At 37.2% G+C, this 18,096-nt stretch carries 20 protein-coding genes and 3 pseudogenes; 18 read left to right on the top strand and 5 right to left on the bottom strand.

What is annotated here, in order from left to right; translation table 11 throughout:
• Positions 1-15: 15 nt before the first annotated feature.
• The gene (locus ASG46_RS05535) at positions 16-636 is read right to left on the bottom strand and encodes a dienelactone hydrolase family protein (RefSeq protein ID WP_056703549.1); all 621 of its coding nucleotides are present in this window, start codon (positions 634-636) and stop codon (positions 16-18) included.
• A gap of 361 nt (positions 637-997) precedes the next feature.
• Here ASG46_RS05535 and tcyA point away from each other — a divergent pair, with 361 nt between their 5' ends.
• From tcyA to queC, 18 genes and pseudogenes are all read left to right on the top strand, one after another.
• Positions 998-1,813 carry a cystine ABC transporter substrate-binding lipoprotein TcyA gene (gene tcyA / locus ASG46_RS05540; protein WP_007498178.1) on the top strand — a complete coding sequence of 272 codons (816 nt, stop codon included), beginning with the start codon at positions 998-1,000 and terminating at the stop codon, positions 1,811-1,813.
• Positions 1,800-2,492, top strand: coding sequence for an amino acid ABC transporter permease (locus ASG46_RS05545; protein WP_017366604.1), 693 nt, complete (start codon positions 1,800-1,802; stop codon positions 2,490-2,492). The genes tcyA and ASG46_RS05545 overlap by 14 nt, the downstream gene beginning before the upstream one ends.
• A 12-nt stretch (positions 2,493-2,504) precedes the next feature.
• Entirely contained in the window at positions 2,505-3,248 is a 744-nt protein-coding gene (locus tag ASG46_RS05550) for an amino acid ABC transporter ATP-binding protein (protein WP_007498183.1), read from the top strand.
• Positions 3,249-3,346: 98 nt separating this feature from the next.
• Positions 3,347-3,855, top strand: a pseudogene (locus tag ASG46_RS21590) (transposase); the annotation flags it as partial.
• A gap of 100 nt (positions 3,856-3,955) precedes the next feature.
• On the top strand, positions 3,956-4,216 hold the full coding sequence (locus ASG46_RS21595; protein ID WP_412055246.1) for a transposase: 261 nt from the start codon (positions 3,956-3,958) through the stop codon (positions 4,214-4,216).
• A gap of 15 nt (positions 4,217-4,231) precedes the next feature.
• The gene (locus ASG46_RS21600; protein WP_412055244.1) at positions 4,232-4,624 is read left to right on the top strand and encodes a transposase; all 393 of its coding nucleotides are present in this window, start codon (positions 4,232-4,234) and stop codon (positions 4,622-4,624) included.
• A 1,074-nt stretch (positions 4,625-5,698) separates the two neighbouring features.
• On the top strand, positions 5,699-6,100 hold the full coding sequence (locus ASG46_RS05560; RefSeq protein WP_056703552.1) for a 6-pyruvoyl trahydropterin synthase family protein: 402 nt from the start codon (positions 5,699-5,701) through the stop codon (positions 6,098-6,100).
• A gap of 229 nt (positions 6,101-6,329) precedes the next feature.
• The gene (locus tag ASG46_RS05565) at positions 6,330-7,331 is read left to right on the top strand and encodes a bis-aminopropyl spermidine synthase family protein (RefSeq protein ID WP_162242777.1); all 1,002 of its coding nucleotides are present in this window, start codon (positions 6,330-6,332) and stop codon (positions 7,329-7,331) included.
• A 12-nt stretch (positions 7,332-7,343) separates the two neighbouring features.
• On the top strand, positions 7,344-8,993 hold the full coding sequence (locus ASG46_RS05570) for a carbamoyltransferase family protein (protein ID WP_056703558.1): 1,650 nt from the start codon (positions 7,344-7,346) through the stop codon (positions 8,991-8,993).
• A gap of 16 nt (positions 8,994-9,009) precedes the next feature.
• A complete protein-coding gene (locus ASG46_RS05575) occupies positions 9,010-9,717 on the top strand; it encodes a DUF5591 domain-containing protein (protein ID WP_056703563.1) in 708 nt (235 codons plus the stop codon).
• Complete coding sequence (locus tag ASG46_RS05580; protein WP_056703565.1) at positions 9,683-10,510, top strand: glycosyltransferase family 2 protein; 828 nt, start codon at positions 9,683-9,685, stop codon at positions 10,508-10,510. The genes ASG46_RS05575 and ASG46_RS05580 overlap by 35 nt, the downstream gene beginning before the upstream one ends.
• Positions 10,485-11,258, top strand: coding sequence for a class I SAM-dependent methyltransferase (locus ASG46_RS05585; RefSeq protein ID WP_056703568.1), 774 nt, complete (start codon positions 10,485-10,487; stop codon positions 11,256-11,258). Before ASG46_RS05580 ends, ASG46_RS05585 begins: the two co-directional genes overlap by 26 nt.
• Positions 11,259-11,274: 16 nt before the next feature.
• Positions 11,275-11,919 (top strand): PIG-L deacetylase family protein, encoded by a 645-nt coding sequence (locus ASG46_RS05590; RefSeq protein ID WP_056703571.1) that lies wholly within the window; start codon positions 11,275-11,277, stop codon positions 11,917-11,919.
• Between the two features lie 73 nt (positions 11,920-11,992).
• Positions 11,993-12,943: an ABC transporter ATP-binding protein gene (locus ASG46_RS05595; protein ID WP_162242778.1), complete on the top strand. Its 951-nt coding sequence runs from the start codon at positions 11,993-11,995 to the stop codon at positions 12,941-12,943.
• Positions 12,940-13,731, top strand: a complete 792-nt coding sequence (locus ASG46_RS05600) for an ABC transporter permease (RefSeq protein WP_056703577.1) — start codon at positions 12,940-12,942, stop codon at positions 13,729-13,731. The genes ASG46_RS05595 and ASG46_RS05600 overlap by 4 nt, the downstream gene beginning before the upstream one ends.
• 1 nt (position 13,732) lies before the next feature.
• The gene (locus ASG46_RS05605) at positions 13,733-14,518 is read left to right on the top strand and encodes an ABC transporter permease (RefSeq protein ID WP_056703580.1); all 786 of its coding nucleotides are present in this window, start codon (positions 13,733-13,735) and stop codon (positions 14,516-14,518) included.
• 10 nt (positions 14,519-14,528) lie between these two features.
• The gene (locus ASG46_RS05610; protein WP_056703583.1) at positions 14,529-15,230 is read left to right on the top strand and encodes a 7-carboxy-7-deazaguanine synthase QueE; all 702 of its coding nucleotides are present in this window, start codon (positions 14,529-14,531) and stop codon (positions 15,228-15,230) included.
• A gap of 1 nt (position 15,231) precedes the next feature.
• Positions 15,232-15,927, top strand: a complete 696-nt coding sequence (queC, locus tag ASG46_RS05615) for a 7-cyano-7-deazaguanine synthase QueC (protein ID WP_082515459.1) — start codon at positions 15,232-15,234, stop codon at positions 15,925-15,927.
• Positions 15,928-16,186: 259 nt separating this feature from the next.
• Here the strand turns inward: queC and ASG46_RS05620 are convergent, their stop codons facing one another.
• The 4 genes and pseudogenes from ASG46_RS05620 to ASG46_RS21265 all read right to left on the bottom strand — a co-directional run.
• A complete protein-coding gene (locus tag ASG46_RS05620; protein WP_041508244.1) occupies positions 16,187-16,471 on the bottom strand; it encodes an AbrB/MazE/SpoVT family DNA-binding domain-containing protein in 285 nt (94 codons plus the stop codon).
• Positions 16,472-16,581: 110 nt separating this feature from the next.
• On the bottom strand, positions 16,582-17,142 hold the full coding sequence (locus ASG46_RS05625) for a class D sortase (RefSeq protein ID WP_039166256.1): 561 nt from the start codon (positions 17,140-17,142) through the stop codon (positions 16,582-16,584).
• Between the two features lie 6 nt (positions 17,143-17,148).
• Positions 17,149-17,487 (bottom strand): annotated as a pseudogene (locus ASG46_RS21260) (LPXTG cell wall anchor domain-containing protein); the annotation flags it as partial.
• Between the two features lie 83 nt (positions 17,488-17,570).
• Positions 17,571-18,095: pseudogene (locus tag ASG46_RS21265) on the bottom strand (isopeptide-forming domain-containing fimbrial protein); the annotation flags it as partial.
• Between the last annotated feature and the right edge of the window lies 1 nt (position 18,096).

The raw sequence follows: 18,096 nt of genomic DNA on the forward strand, positions 1-18,096 counted from the left end.
TCTCATTTCAAACAGTCATGAGTCATTTTCCTTTTGTAGACACTCTTTAATAAAACCATCTATATCTTGAAAGCAGCGATTTTTAGATTCAGCGTGAAAAGTCGTAGAATCTGGATTGGCCAACCCATGCTGCCCCTTTACTATTTTCACGCAAAGCTTTTCCTTTTTTTCCAAAACATTCGCAACTTCCCGAGGGTTAAAAGATACTTCAACTTCCGGGAAAAATAACAGCGTATTGCAGGCAGGCGTCATATCGAGAAAATCTCTTATCCGTGAACCATAAAATCCAATGACTCCGGTAAACAACTGATCATATTTGCTGCATTGCCAAGCAATTGTTGCCCCCACACTAAAACCTATCAGACATATGTCTCTCTCTGCATTTTTCGTTTTTAACTCTTTTGCCACATTCAATACGACCTTTACCGATTCATCAAAACCAACTTTATTCATAAAGTATTCATATGCCTCATTCTCACTGGCATAAGGGAAGTGTTTAGCCTGTCCTAATAAATGAGGACAATAAACCTCAAAACCAGCTTTGTCAAAATGATCGATCATACTCTTCATATGATCATTTATTCCGTATATTTCGTGTACTAAAATCATGACAGGTTTTTGTTTCGATGTATGCAAATGATCACACTTCCCTTTTATTCCGTTTGTTCACTGGAGAATCGTGTACTTTAAAAAGTCATTTAAGTCGACTGATCAACACCCACATAAACTTCTTTTGATGTGAAAATCATAGCATATTTTACCATTAAGTAGTCTATCTCACATTCTCATCAATCGAACTCTCTTCATCATCGTTTGAGAATGCGTTTGGTTTTATCCACCTTTTGTTTTGGGTATAGTTCTATCGTTTATCCGTTCAACCAGTTCAGGGCATAAAGTTGGTGAGATTCGCTCAAGCTAGTTTCAAATGCTTTACTTTTAGGTTGCTTCTCTGTAAGATCATATGTTGTAAATACCAACAAGAAAAGTGGGGAATAAAATGAAAAAAATGTTCTTTGCCATTATTTTAGGCGCTTGTGTTGCATTGATCACAGCATGTGGATCAGCTGCAAACGACAGCGCAAATAAACAATCTGGGTCTAAGGAATCAGGTGACCTTTGGAAGTCCATTCAGGATAAAGGCGTATTAACCATCGGTACAGAAGGTACATATGCTCCTTTCACCTTCCATGACAAAAAAACAGATAAATTAACTGGCTATGATGTCGAGGTCATCACAGAAGTCGCAAAACGTCTTGACTTAAAACCAGAATTCAAAGAAACACAATGGGACAGCATGTTTGCTGGTCTGAATTCTAAACGTTTTGATGTGGTAGCGAACCAAGTTGGTAAAACTGGACGTGAAAATCAATATGATTTCTCTGATAAATACACAACGTCTCAAGCCATTGTTGTGACAAAATCAGATAACAATGACATCAAGAAACTTTCTGATGTGAAAGGCAAAAAAGCAGCACAATCATTAACAAGTAACTACAATAAATTAGCTACAGATGCTGGCGCTAAAATTGAAGGGGTTGAAGGTCTTGCACAATCCATTCAATTGATTCAGCAAGGGCGTGCTGATTTGACGTTCAATGATAAATTAGCTGTCTTGAATTACTTGAAAACAAGCGGTAACAAAAACCTAAAAGTTGCATTTGAAACAGGAGATCCACAAGAAACGTATTTTGCCTTCAGAAAAGGCAGCGGCGAAGTCGTTGACAAAGTGAATGGCGCACTAAAAGAAATGAAGAAAGACGGTACACTCGCTAAGATTTCTAAGAAATGGTTTGGTGAAGATGTTACAAAGTAATACCCTAGGAGTCGTCATTCCTTGGGATCTTCTTCAGCAATCTTTTTGGCCAATGGTGATGCAGGGAATTTATTATACAATTCCCCTCGCCATCATTGCTTTTATCATTGGTCTTTTTATTGCGCTTGTGACAGCTCTTGCTAGAATGTCTAAAATCAAAGCGCTCAGATGGATTTTTTCTATCTATGTGTCGGCTGTTCGCGGAACGCCGCTTTTTGTGCAATTGTTTATTATTTTCTATTTCTTTCCGACATTTAATATCACACTTGATCCATATCCAAGTGCTATCATCGCTTTTTCTTTAAACGTAGGTGCGTATGCTTCGGAAATTATTCGTGCATCCGTCCTATCTGTTCCAAAAGGACAATGGGAAGCGGGGTATTCGATTGGGATGACCCATCGCAAAACGCTCGTCCGCGTGATTTTACCGCAGGCAGTGCGTGTATCGATTCCGCCGCTGTCTAATTCATTCATCAGTTTGGTGAAAGATACATCGCTTGCCTCCCAAATCCTCGTGGCAGAGATGTTCCGTAAATCACAAGAAATTGCTGCGGCGAACTTGGATCAAATTTTATTTATTTATATGGAAGCAGCCCTGATCTATTGGGTATTCTGCTTCATTCTATCGCTCGTTCAACACCAAATTGAAAAACGACTTGATCGATATGTCGCAAGGTAAGGAGGGAACGACATGCTAACAGTCAAAGGCTTAAACAAATCCTTTGGTGAAAATGAGATTTTAAAGTCGATTGATTTTACGATCAACAAAGGGCAGGTTGTGGCGATTCTTGGTCCATCAGGTTCAGGAAAAACAACGATGCTTCGCTGTTTAAATGCACTTGAAATTCCAAATGCCGGCTCCTTTACCTTCGATGATTTCTCGATTGATTTTTCTAAAAAAAATAAACAAGCTGATTTGCTCAAGCTTCGCCGGAAGTCAGGCATGGTGTTTCAAGATTATCATCTGTTCCCACATCGCACTGTTCTTGAGAATGTGATGGAAGGTCCAGTCCAAGTCCAGCGCCGTCCGAAAGAAGCGGTGCGAAAAGAAGCGATTCAGCTTCTGCAAAAGGTAGGACTTGAGGATAAAAAAGATTTGTATCCCTTCCAGCTGTCAGGCGGTCAAAAGCAGCGTGTCGGCATTGCCCGTGCACTTGCCATTCAGCCAGAGCTTATGCTTTTTGATGAACCAACCTCTGCGCTTGATCCTGAGCTTGTCGGAGAAGTCTTAAAGGTCATGAAAGATTTAGCGAAAGAAGGCTGGACGATGGCGGTTGTCACACATGAAATCAAGTTTGCCCAAGAAGTGGCGGACGAAGTGATTTTTATTGATGGCGGCGTCATCGTCGAACAAGGTCCTCCTGAAGAAATCTTCAAACGACCAAAAGAAGAACGAACAAAACAATTCTTAAATCGGATTTTGAATCCAGTATGATCAAAAAGGCTGTTCTCATCATGTGAGAACAGTCAGCTTGTAGACAAAGTCTACAAGCTTTTTTATATAATAAGGGTAATAACACAATTCTGTGGGGGATGAACATGTTATGGAAACATGAAGAAGAAAGAAGAAATCAACTAGAAGTAGTGGCTTTAGATGAATTAGTACCTAAAGATCATCTTGTACGAAAAATTGATCAAGCGATCGATTTTGATTTAATTTATGATCTCGTCAAAGATCATTATAGTTCTGTTAACGGTAAACCAAGTGTGGATCCCTTTGTTCTCATTAAAATGGTTTTGATTCAATATCTATTCGGCATTCGCTCCATGCGTCAAACCATTAAAGAAATTGAAACCAATGTGGCTTATCGTTGGTTTATTGGATATGGATTTTCGGAGAAAATTCAGCACTTTTCTACCTTCGCTAAGAGCTACGTGAAACGCTTCCACGATACAGATTTATTTGAACAAATTTTTTACCGAATCTTAAGAGAAGCGATGAAAAAATGTCTCGTTGACCCTTCTATCGCCTTCATTGCTCAACCCATGTAAAAGCGAACGCTAATAAGAAAAAACTTGAAAAGAAAATCGTTCGAGTAGAAACAGAAGTTATCAAAATCAGCTTCATGAGGAGATCAATATTGATTGTGAAGAACATGGAAAAAAGCCCTTCCCCTACAGAATAAAGAAAAGGAAAAAGAAATCAAGGTCAGTACAACTGAACCAGAGAGTGGCTACTATGTAAAGGATGAACGTGAAAAGTTATTTGCTTATTCATTTCATACAGCTTGTGATTCAAAAGGATTTATTTTAGGATCACTGGTCACTGGTGGAAATGTTCATGATAGTCGTAGGTTAGATTCACTCGTATCAAAGGTGACAAAGAAAGTCGGAAAACCAAATGTAGTTGCAGTAGATGCTGGATATAAAACATCCTTACATCGCCAAGTTTTTAATGGATAAGAGATAAGACCTGTCATGCCTTACACTCGTCCGAGAACAAAAGCTGGTTACTTGAAAAAGAATGAATATGTGTATGATGCACATTTTGATTGTTACATTTGCCCAAACGGGCAAATTCTTTCTTATCGTACAACAACTAGAGAAGGCTATAAGCAATATACGTCCGATTCAGAGGTATGTAAATCCTGCTCATTTCTAGAGAACTGTACACAAAGTCAAAATCATACCAAACAAATTCATCAGCATATTTGGCAGGACTATCTAGATGAAGCAGACCATCTGAGACTCACACAAATGAATATGGACATCTATGCAAAACGGAAAGAAACAATAGAAGACGCCTTTGCGGATGCAAAAGAAAAGCATGGTATGCGTTGGACGAAACTTCATGGACTAAAAAAAGTTTGAATGCAAGCGATGCTTACTTTCGCTACCATGAATCTTAAAAAATTAGCAAACTGGACATGGAAAGAACCATGTCCAGCGTAAGACATCAGATAGATTTTATCGAAATAAGTGAAAACCCCACTTTTACTTGAAGTAAAGGTGGGGTTTGTCTACGGTCTGACTGTTCTCATCATGTGAGAACAGTTTTTTTGATTTTACGCATCAAGCTAGCAAATCTGCATGGACCCATAAAGTTATCATGGCCAAAATAATTATTCAATCTTACGATAATTTTTTATTAACCATTTCATCTAAAAAATTGGATGACTTCTCTCCCATACAATTTTTATTAACTAAACAAAAAAAACTGTAAAAGTATTTTCAAATTAAAAAATTACTGATTGATTTCCCTTAAAACTTGATAAAACGATAGTTTATTTCTTACTGTATATTTTATATTTTATAAATTTTAATAGGTACAGCCCTTAAATATTGAATCTTTCCTTTCAGTATCAAAATCTAAGGAACACATTTTTTATGAGTAGAATTACTCTTAAAAGCAGCAATATTTCAAATTCATTAATTTTTAAGGAAAAACGACAATTTTCACCTTACTTCGACAAAACGACGGTGTTATATTGCATTTATATACATTTTATTACATCAATGGATAATTAGTTGAATTAAAGAGTAAAAATGACAATTTTGATATACCTCGTTTTAAACAAATGTTAATTCGTTTAAAACTAAATGAAACGCCAGCAAACAAATATATATCTATATTTACAATTCATGTAGCAAAGCCAGTTTTTAAAAGAACATTCTAACACATGTATTTGTCATTCAAACGGCGCTTAACTTAATCCTTCAAGCCTAGAATTTAAACTAAACCAATAAATTCTATCCTCTTTGAAATGCACAGTTATTTTTCATCATGATAAACACCTTATTGTTTCCTTAACAAATATCTTACGTGAAACCTATAATTAATTATCCGAATTTTGCAATACTTATATGCATAAATGGAAAATTTAAATTGCTTCTTAATCCGAAAATTAAATTGTATAAACATAGTATAAAAAAGGGGTTAAATCCATGAGTAATCAATATATCTATACATTAACTAAACATTTCTGGATTTCTTGCGCCCATAAAGTCACAGGTGCGGGAAAATGCGCAAGGCTTCATGGCCATAACTACAAGGTTACCTTTTGCATTACCGGTTCAGCATTAGACGAAAAAGATATGTTAATAGATTTTCGTGAAGTGAAGCACCATTTAGAGAAAAAGTATGATCATTATGTGCTAAATGATTTTGACGAATTTAACAAAATAAAAGGAGGATATGAGCCGAGCACCGAAAGGGTCGCTCAGGTTTTTTTCGAGATAATAGAATCATTATGCAACGCAAAGAGGAATCAGCCGCATATTAAATGGATTGAAGTTCAAGAAACCAATGAAGCCAGTGCGAGATACGAAAAACTTGAAAGGAGGTGATCCTGTGGAAAAAGAAATCGTGAAAAAAGAGGAAGATCAAATTTCTGAAGATTTGCTCTTGACTGACGAATTGGAGCTTGAAGAAAAAGAACTTTTTTTAACCAACGCTAAGACGATATAACAAAAAATAGGATCTACAAAACAAATCGTTTTGTAGATCCTGATAATGATAGGGTGTGATCTTATAGACATTTTAAAAAAATGCTATGAAGATTTTTTAAAGATAGATATGGAAACAGAAATCGGACATCTTCTTAAACATAAGCAAGCTGAAAAAATAATTGGCATATGGAACTTATGGAGCGGTATCAGCTTCACACAGTTTGAAAAGTATGTGTGGCAATGCATAAATAAGGCAAAAAAAATTCAAGACGTCATCAATATAACCGGAACGATGCACATTGCCATAAATCTCCTCTACGTTTTAAGGAATCACCAACTATGTAAAATAAGCAAAATTGGCGAAATCGAATTTTCAAATGATCTGATGAACTTTGAGGTTGCTGGTGATCTCGCAACTGCGGTTTTTCCGGAACGGATAAGAAACAAAAAAGAACATGGGCAGTTTCAAGCAACATGGACCACTTCGGTTAAGCGTGCAAATATAATTTTTGAGAAAGTGCCTCCGTGGAAAGATGTATTTTTTTGCGGCGATGATGATTTAACAAGCCTTGCTCTTGCCCAAATCAGTGGCAACGCATTTAACATATCTGTAGGTGATATAGACAGCGATCTCGTGTCTTTTATAGAATCCATCAACAGACGGGAAGGGTTGCAAATTGAAACATTTGAATTTGATGTCACATATGAAGCCCCTGACAGGCTTAAAAAGAAATACGACGTATTCCATTGTGATCCCCTCGATCATGGGCAAGGCATAGATTTATGGTTACAGAGGGCACAAGAAGTATTGAAAGGCGAACCAGGGGATTTGATTTATCTGAATATTAGTGCGGATCGTCTCGGACAAAGAGAGTATCTTCTATTCAAACATCTCCACGAGATGGGCTTTTACTTGGAGGAAAAACATAAAAATTTTAGTAGCTATCAAGTGGAAGAAGAACCTTTTTTAAATAAGGAAAAATTAAATGATGAAATAGGAAAATTAAACCTTGAGTACAGCGCAATAAAAGATTTATATATTCATACAGATCTATATGTTTTCATCAGAAAAGCGGTTAGATCAATTTTTCTTCCGCAAGAATTTTTGGAGATTAGAAGAAAAATATGATGAGGTGTTTTAATGTACGTGCTAGGTATAAATGGTTGGGATAAAGGTGTGCACGATACGAGTGCAAGTTTATTTTATCAAGGAAAATTGCTCGCTGCCGCTGAAGAAGAACGATTTATAAGAAGAAAAAAAGCGTTTGACACAGTGCCCGTTCATTCTATTTCTTATTGCTTGCACGAAGCAGGTATTACAGCAGATGAAGTCGACTATATAGCATTAGGCTGGGATGTGGAAAAACTTGAAATTGAGTATGGCGACAAACAAAGGCTGACAACTAAAGATATCTTGCATTGTGTTTTCCCTAAAAATATGTTTCCGAGAAAAAAAGACCCAACACTACAAATGTATCCCCACCATCAAGCCCACGCTGCTGGCGCATACTATAGTTCCGGATTTGATGACGCAGCAATACTTGTAGTAGACGGTTCGGGCGAGGAAGAGTCCATCACAATCGCTAAAGGAGAAAAAGGGCATATCGATTATCTTGAAGTTTACCCTTTGGAATGTTCCTTGGGAATCTTTTATGAGGGGTTATCAAAATATATTGGTCTGGGCAGATTTAGAGAAGGAAAAACAATGGGCTTGTCATCTTATGGAGTATGGGAAGGGAACGTCCCGTTAATTGTCAACAAACATGATGGATATAGAAGAACTTATAATCAAATTTTAACAGATTGGGTACGTTACTTTTATAAAAAATTCGGTGAAAAGAGAAATTCAGCACATTATGTCTACGACCACAAAGGGGCTAAACTATACGATCAACTTGATGCATTATCTTATAATCATGTGGCAGCTTTTGGACAAAAAGCATTGGAAGAGAATTTGATCTACCTTGCCAAGAGGGCGATAGAGATTACCGGCTGCTCTCGATTATGCATCTCCGGCGGCGTCGGGCTTAACTGTGTAAGCAATAGGAAACTGCTTGACTTAGAAGAAGTTAAAGATATTTTTATACAGCCCGCTGCATCTGATGCAGGAGTATCATTAGGGGCAGGAGCAATGCTGTCTAAAGAACTGGGTTTTGATGTAAAGCTTTCGAAAGACCATGTCTATTCAGGACCGGCCTTTAGTGATAGAGAAATTAAAGATTTGCTAGAACAATACAAAATTAAATATGAGTTTTTTGAGAATGGCATAAACGAAGCTGCAGTCGAGCTTTTAAAAAAAGGAAGTGTCGGAGCTAGATTTTCCGGAAGAATGGAATTCGGACCAAGAGCTTTAGGAAACCGAAGCATTCTGGCCAATCCGCAAAGCAAAACAATGCTTCAAAGGGTAAATTATATAAAAGAAAGGGAACAATGGCGCCCACTTGCACCTAGCATTAATGCAGAGAATCAGACGATGGCGATAAACGAGGTAACGGCATCTCCTTATATGCTTTTAAACGCAACAATACATAAATCCTCGCTAGAGTTGCTTCAGGCAGTAACTCATATCGATGGTTCCACAAGGCCTCAAATCGTAGATAGAGAGGTGAATTCACCTTATTGGGAGCTTATTCAATGTTTTTATGAAGAAACCGGAATACCAGCTGTTTTAAATACGTCTTTTAATATTGGAAATGAGCCGATCGTTTGTTCACCGAAGGATGCAATTCGTTCATTTTTTTGTTCTGAGCTAGATTTTCTATTCTTAAATCATTTTTTAATCAAAAAATAAGATGAGGTGAGTGTTCATGAGTTCTACCTATCCAAACTTTCCGGAATACAAACTGAAAAACATCTATAAGGGGGAAACCTTCTTTAAGAGAGGGGCGACCAGCGACCATATCTTTCACGAAGAATTTGAACAATGGCAAAAATTCTTTTGTAGTGATGAGTACCTTCCGCCAGCCGGAAAAGACATCATTTTATTCCAAGTCTGCACATGGGCAAAACCATATGACTTTTCTTATATTGGAAAAAAAATAAGAAAGATAACAAATAAATTTGAAAGGATACACCCCATCATATTGTCTAATGCAGGCGTTATCCCTTATGAATATCAAATGAATCCGGCATTTTGCGCATACGATTGGATACAAACAGAGGATATATCCGAAGAAGAAGCTTTAAGAATGAAAAAATTATATCAAGATTCACTTTTAAATCGAATAAAGAATTATTTAACCTCCAAGCAGCAACATTATAAAGCAGTTGTACACTATTGCATGCCAATAAAGGATTCAATTGTGACTGACATTCATGATTTTTGCAAAACAATAGACCTCACATATTTTCATACACCTGGTTTGGAGACATTCAGAAGTTCAAAAGGCGTCTTGACTAACTTAAAGGATTGGGGAGAGTTTTATATTTTAGATCCTGTGTTGAATGATTTGGAAAATACTTTAAAAAAGGTGAGTAGCATTGATAGATCTGTCAATCGTAATACCAGCTTATAATGACCCTAGACTTGACGATTGTTTAAAAAGCATAGACATAGAGGCAGAAATTATAGTCGTACTCAACGGCGCAACCAAACAAGTTGAAAATATCGCCAAAAAACACAATGCAATAATGGTCTATCTTCCCTTTCCAAATCTTGCAAAGGCTTATAACGAAGGAATCAAGTCTTCAAGCAAAAATAATGTTCTGCTAATGGATTCAGATTGTATTTTTAGAAAAGGCTGTATAGATAAGTTATACAACATGTTGTATAAACATCCGTTAGCTAAAGGAAGGGTTCTTTTTGCCTACCGGTCAAAAACAGAAAAAATAATTGCAACTTCCAGACATATTCATACTACTAAAAAAAATGCGTATTCCCCCCCTTTAGCATTTAGAAAGAATATTTTAGATCAAATAGACAACTATTATTTTGACGATCAAATAAACTGGACAGAAGATTATGATTTTGATGCAAGAGTGAGGAGGGCTGATCTCAGCATCGGATACGATGATAGTGCCCAAGTCATCCATCCTGCCCTGACGCTGTTAGGCGATTTGAAAAGCTCTTACAACTATGGAAGGGGACAAGCAAGGGGGGTTAAATCGAATAAAGAATGGTATTCTCCTCCTAGCAACCTGTTGAAAAGCATGCTAAAAAGTTGGACTCCTTTGAAAAATAGGTTTGGTACGGGTGTAGCTATTTATCTTTCTTTATGGCAGATTGCATTTTTCATGGGGTTTAAAAAGGAAAGCAAATCATTTGAAAGAGGTGTAAAAAAGAGTGGTTCAGCAAATACAACAGTATGACAATATCTCTAGCGTTTATGATAAATTAATTCCTGAACCGGACGGACTATTTGATTTCTACAGCAGCTTTGTAAAGGAAGGTATCACAATTCTTGACATCGGATGCGGATCTGGCCGACTGGCCTTTCAATTAGCCCAAAACGGTGCAACCGTTCATGCTATCGATATTTCCGCAGGGATGGTTGAAAATGCAAAAAGGAAACTTGCTACATCTGACCAGAAAACATTAGAACGTATACATTTTGAGAAGGCCGATATAAAAAATTTCCATTGTGATAGCCAATTTGATTATATTTTTATGAGCGGTGGTGTTTTTGAGTATCTTTTGACCCCAAAAGATCAGGTCGAAGCGCTAAAAAAAATTAAGCAACTGCTAAAACCTGAAGGCAAGTTTATTTTTGACATCATATCGCCGCCGCAAGTCTGTCCTTACGACAAGAGGCAAAAAGATTTTGGAAACACAGCTAATCCCTCCAAAGATCATCAATATATTAAATCCCAAAGTATATTTCGAATAGACCATTATAAACAAATTGTATCAACTTATTGTTTATTTGAAATACATCAAGGTGATAAAGCAACGGAGAAATACGAATTCAAGTTTTTAACTAGATATTCACTACCGACAGAACTGTTTTATCTTCTAAAATCCAGAGGTTTTACTGTTTTAGACTTTTATGGGGATTACAATAGAGAACCTTTCAAGCGAGGCAGCGAGTTTATGATCTACATCACAAAGCTTTCTTAAAGAAAGGAGAAAGTGAATGCACACAAATAACAGAAAACATTTAGTCATCGCGCCACATCATGACGATGAAATGATCGGATGCGGGGGAACAATTGCCAAAGCGATTAAACGCGGGGATCAGGCGAGAATTATTATCGTCACAAAGGGCGAACTTTCCGGAATCGATGGCAGCATTGAACAAAATATTCAAATACGTGAAAACGAATGCAAAAGAGCTTGCGCAATCATCGGCACACAAGATATTCATTTTTTAAAAGAAAAAGACCGGGCGCTCACCTATAGAAGAGATCTTGTTGAAAGAGTGCTGATGCATATAGATGATTATCGGCCTGATTATGTATACTATCCTCACTCGGAAGAAGCTGACCGTGACCATCGAATTGTTCATGAAATTACCAGTGAGGCATTATTTTTAAACCGCTCTAATTTTCTGCGAAACAAAAACAAGATCAAAAGATGTTTGCAGTATGAGATTTGGACTCCGTTAACCACTTATCAATTAGTCAGTGATATCAGTAGTGTGATAGACCAAAAAATGGAGGCTTTAAGCGCATATAAATCTCAAGGAGCCATCCTCCAATTGGAAAATGGGGTTAAAGGGTTAAATGCATATAGAGGTATGCAGGTCGGCACTGAGTTCGCAGAAATTTTCAAATTTTAAAACTTATCAACGGAAGGATTTGGTTATGTTCATACAGGTCGAAAATGTATCACGTTCATTCAGCAGAGCTTCAATGGATGAAGGATTTTGGAATTCCGTTAAGAGTCTATTTCATAGAGAAAAAGAAGTCATTCATGCTATAAACAATGTTTCTTTTTCAATTCCAAAAGGAAAAATTATTGGTCTTATCGGTGCAAATGGGGCAGGCAAGTCAACTTTAATTAAGCTGATGACGGGTTTGATTACACCGACTTCAGGGAGGATAACGGTCGATTCATTTACGCCGCATAAAAAAGAACCGGCGTTTTTAAAGAAAATAGGGGTTGTATTAGGACAAAAAAATCAATTGTGGTGGGATCTTACACCATACGAAACATTTTTGCTCCATAAAGAAATATATCAGATTGCCCAAGCTGAGTTTGAGGATCATATAGAGCGACTGACAACCGCTTTGCATGTGAAGCATGTTGTGAGATCTCCCGTTCGAAATCTTTCTCTTGGCGAAAGAATGAAATGTGAATTGGTAGCCGCGCTACTTCACTCTCCTGAGATTTTATTTTTGGATGAGCCAACAATTGGCTTAGATTTTATTGCTCAAAAAAATATTAGACGATTCTTGAAGTCATACTGCCGGGAACGGGAAGTGACAGTTATCTTAACGAGCCATTATTTACAGGATATCGAGGAGCTTTGTGAGCAAATTATGATTTTGCGAGATGGAGCGCTTTATTATAATGGGAGCTTTAAAGGTTTGCCAGGTTTAAACGATGATGAATACAAGTTGTTGTCGATCACCCTATCAGAAATGGAAAACCTTTCGCTTTTGAAGCAATATGGTGAAATCATCGAAGAACTGGATCATACTGTTCTTTTGAAAATTAGTAGAAATACATTCAGTCAGGCTTTGAGGGATATTATCAATAATTACGATATTATTCATTTTGAGGAGAAGCATACAGAAATCCAATCTTTATTAGAGGAGATTTATAAACAATCAGAGCATGTCGGAGTTGAAAAAAATTGAGAAAATATATTAAGCCGGGGCTCATGGCCATACAGACGGCTTTTCAGTATCGACTCAACACCCTGCTGTATATGGCATTTAGCCTGCTTCCACTTATTGCAGTCATTTATTTATGGCAGAATGTCTACGATCAAAAACAAATCATTGAAGGCTACACAATTGAATCAATGATTACATATTTAATTATAGCAAAGATTCTCGAGATCTTATTGCTTCCTTCTTTCCACTGGTCAATTCAAGATGAGGTGAGCAGCGGTGAACTTTCAAAATATTTAACAAAACCTATTTCATACTGGGGATTCTGGTTTTCAAAAAATACCGGAAATAAGCTGGTCCAATTAACGCTTGTTATTATTCCAATAGGAATTATTTCTTTTTGCAATAGAGAATATTTTTTATTTCCTGATTTTCATGATTTAGCAGGTCTGATTGCAGCTGCCATCTTGGCGATGATTTTGTATTATAATTTGTATTTTCTTGTTTCTCTATTTTCTTTTTATTTTGTTGAGATAGCTTCGTTCTTTTTTACAGTAGATATTTTGCTTGAACTGCTATCAGGTACGCTATTTCCATTAAAGCTTTTGCCGGACCCATTTTTTCATATCGTTAAAAATCTCCCATTTGCCTATTTGATTGATTTTCCTGTAAACATATATCTTGGCCGTTTGGGAATGGGAGAAATCTTTTACGGCTTATTTATTCAACTTATATGGATCGGCATACTTTCTGCTTTTTCGAAGTATGCGTGGAAACGTGCGATGTCAAAATATGAATCGGTTGGTGCATGAAATGAGATACATCACTCTTTTTCTCCACATTGTTAAAATCAATAGCATTAATTTAATGATGTACAGAACCAACTTCTTTATGAATATTATTGACAGTCTCATATGGTTTGTCATTACACTAATTTTTTTCAATACACTCTTTGGTTATGTGGAAAACGTCAATGGATGGAGTATATATGACATTTATTTACTAATCGGAACAAGCGAGATATTAAAATCCTTAATTTTTGTATTGTTTATCAATAACCTTCCCTATATCCCATCATTGGTTAATAAAGGAACCTTGGATCTTCTTTTATTAAAGCCCGTAAACAGCCAGTTTATTATTTCTTTGCGGAAATTAGATATGGGGAATTTCGGGAATTTAATTCCAGCAATTTTGCTTGTTATATATGCATTGATCAATCTACATGTCGCCTTACAAATAAACCAAATATTTGAATATTTGTTCCTTATTTTAACCGGAGTAGTGCTGGCTTACGCACTCTGGTTTATCACTATGACATTATCGATTTGGATTACGAAAGTTGACGGTCTGCACGAATTGTTTTTAGGGGCAATGACGCTATTTAGATATCCGACGTCTTTTTTTAAAGGGATTGGCAGAATAATTTTTGTTTTTATTTTTCCTATAGTGATCGTCGCAAATGTACCGGTGGAACGCCTTCTTGATGTGTCTAATGAAACAAACGTTTATCAGTATTTCTTATATGTTATTGGTTTTCTAGTATGTAGCGCGATATTTTGGAAATTCTCTCTGAAACATTATCAGAGCGCGGGAGGGTGATGAGCGTAAAATGAATGCAGATACAACAGTATTACCAATGGTCGAAATTTTCGAAACAATAGAGGGTGAAGGATCTGCTGTGGGAAAACAGACGACATTTATAAGGCTGTTTCATTGTAATCTGCGTTGTGTGTGGTGCGATACAAAATACAGCTATGCCCCCAGCAAACCCGAGTTTGAAGCTACAATAGAAGAGATCGCACAGAAGGTGTCCCGTTTGGCAAACCATTATGTTTGTTTAACCGGGGGAGAGCCCTTAATCCATGGGGAAAAATCTTTAGCTTTAATTCAGAGGCTGGCTAAAATCGATGTAATTAAAGATATTCATATTGAAACAAATGGTGCTATTCATTTAAAGACTTTTATAAACATGAGGCGTCAATCCCCTGAAATGTCCAATAAAGTTCGATTTATAATGGATTTTAAACTACCAGAAAGTGGAGAAATGGAAAAAATGATCTATGAAAACTTTGATTTATTAGATGAAAATGATGAAATCAAATTTGTTATAGGATCTGAAAACGATTTTCAAATCGCCATGGATGTTATTGACAAGCATCATAAAAAGGGCCGGCTATTAATGAGTCCGGTTTGGGAGACGATGAAGCCAGCGAATCTAGTCAAAAAAGTTCTAAACAGCCGGCGGAAAGATATTCAAGTTAATCTTCAGATTCACAAAATCATTTGGGATCCGAAAGAAAGGGGTGTTTAATATTAAAAAGAATGATAAGAAAGCAGTCGTTGTTTTAAGCGGTGGATTAGACAGTGCCACCTGCATGGGAATTGCAGAGAATGAAGGATACAAGTTGCATGCCCTCACGTTTTACTATGGGCAGAGACATTCCAGAGAAGTGGAACAAGCTAAAAAAATTGCAGAGCATTATCAAGTACAAGAGCATAAAATTGTAAATATTGATTTTTTAAAAAATTTAGGAGGCAGCGCATTAACCGATGAAAATATAGATGTACCGAAAAAAGTGAATCAAAATAACATCCCGATAACATATGTACCGGCTAGGAATTTAATTTTTCTCTCCTGTGCATCAGCTTATGCGGAAGTGATTAAAGCAGAAGCTATTTTCACTGGAGTAAGTAGAGTCGACTACAGTGGGTATCCAGATTGCCGTCCAGAGTTTATTGAAAGCTTAAACAATACGGTCCGTCTTGCGACCAAAAGAAATATCGAAGGGGAAAAAACAAACATTTATACTCCTCTTATCAATTTAAGTAAAGCGGATACAATAACGCTGGGACTTAAGTTGAATGTGCCTTACGAGCTTACTACCTCCTGCTACAACGGAGAAGAGTATGCCTGTGGTGAATGTGACAGTTGCACATTAAGGTTAAAAGGTTTTAAAGAGGCTGGTTATAAAGATCCTATTACTTATAAAAATATTCAAATGATTTAAAAAACGGAAAATCGGTAGACACCAAAGATAACCTTATCATTTAAGTAAATAATAAATCAATGTACTGATCAATTTTACGAATCAGGTGATCCTCTTTGATCCAATTGATCTAACAATACAAATTCTGCTTCGTGCTGAGGATAATTTCTAATGTGGAACATGAGAAAATCACCTTCCTGTACTAGACTTTTTCCTATTATAAATGAGAACCTGGAAAATTTAAGAAAAAGGCTGTCAAGATTTTCTCGACAGCCTTTTTTTATATCTCTTTTTGCAGCCGCAGCGCTAGTAAATCTTGCAGGAGCAGTCTCGCTCCCTCTGGGCTGACAACTACACCGCCTGACAGCGCCTTATTGGAACAGGTGACTTGCCCTGTAACGATACAAGGTTTATCCTGCCAATAAGGCTTTATCACAATGTGACTTTCTTCTTGATAGATTTCAATAAAATCTTGTGGATGAATTTTCAACCGTTTTCTTATATCTGTCGGCAGGACAATTCTTCCAACGTTATCTATATACTTTACATCTTCTTTATTTAACAAATTGACCCCCCCTGCATCTCTAGATATGATATAGAAGATTCCCTGTTTATCAAGGGATTAAGCGCTCTAATCGGTTAATGAAAAGAATGAGCTGCAGGCTGATCCAGTGGCTAAACACGCTTCCCATATATAATATATCTGTTTGGCGCAGGCCCAATGAAAGAAAAAGGATAACATGTGGTGAGGACAAGTTCTTCCTTTTCCTGTTGTAGTGTAATAATACTTTGATCATCTTTTTTCACAATCTTTGTTTTCTCAATTTCATAGGTAAACCGACCGTATGAAAGCTCTATGACAAGTTGATCCCCTTTCACAAGTTCTCCTGTTCGTCTAAACACAGTATCACGATGCCCAGATAAAACAATTTGTCCCTGTTCGTTAGGAAAATAGCTCTCGTGATAATGACCCACTCCCTTTGCCAAATCCTCCGCCGCTGTTCCTTCTACAATTGGTAACTCAGCGTTTAACTTTGGAATGTGCAAGAGCCCAATGGTTTCACCAGCCTCCGGCACAAAAGAGGAATCCATTTTCCCCTTTTGCTGGATGGCTGCTTGCGCTGACTGGAATGATTGATCTACTTGTCTTTGTCCATCAACGATTTTCATATATCCTACAATCACAAGACAAATACCTGCTGTAATCAATAGAGCTGAGATGATTTTTTGAAACATGGACGATTATCCGTTTCTTTTTCTTCTTTTCCATACAATAAGGGATGCACCTATTAGTACAAGTGCAAATCCTGCTAGTAAAAGGTTGTACATCTCTGTTGCAGTGTTCGGAAGATGATGACCAGGTGTATCCGGTTCTGAATGAGAAGGCTGCTCTGGATTTGCTGGCACCTCTGGCACATGCGGCGGTACTACCGTTGTTGAGTTTTCAGGTTTGTCTGGTTCGTCAACATTATCACCCTTCACAACTGCGATATTTTGAATGGTTTTACCTTCAGTTCCTTTCGCGACCTTCGCTTCAAAAGTCACCGTATGCCAGTCCGTATCTTTGATATCGCCAAATTGACCGGTCACTGTGCCTTTTGTGTAGTCTCCGTTGTCGTCATCTTTTGCATCTGTGACGGCTTGGTCATCTACTTTTAATGATNTTGATATCGCCAAATTGACCGGTCACTGTGCCTTTTGTGTAGTCTCCGTTGTCGTCATCTTTTGCATCTGTGACGGCTTGGTCATCTACTTTTAATGATCCTTCGACATATTCAAGACCTTCTGGCAGTTGATCTGCGATCACTAAATCTTTGATGATACTGTCTTCTACACTATTTTTTGTTTTGATGGTGTAAAGGAGAGTGTCGCCTACTTGTACTTCTTTTTCATTTGTATTGCCTTCTGCTTTTTGAGAGATCTCAGATGTTTTTTCTGATTCAAGCTTTGGATCTCTTGGATCAATGTTCGTTTCGGTTGTCGGCTCATCTGGCGGTGTGTTTTCGCCTGTTACTTTCGCTGTGTTTTGAATGGTTTTATCCGCTTGGCCTTTTGCTACTTTCGCTTCAAACGTCACGGTATGCCAGTCTGTATCTTTGATATCGCCAAATTGACCGGTCACTGTGCCTTTTGTGTAGTCTCCGTTGTCGTCATCTTTTGCATCTGTGACGGCTTGGTCATCTACTTTTN

The sequence above is a fragment of the Bacillus sp. Leaf49 genome (genome assembly GCF_001426125.1).
Taxonomy (GTDB): Bacteria; Bacillota; Bacilli; order Bacillales; family Bacillaceae; genus Bacillus; species Bacillus altitudinis.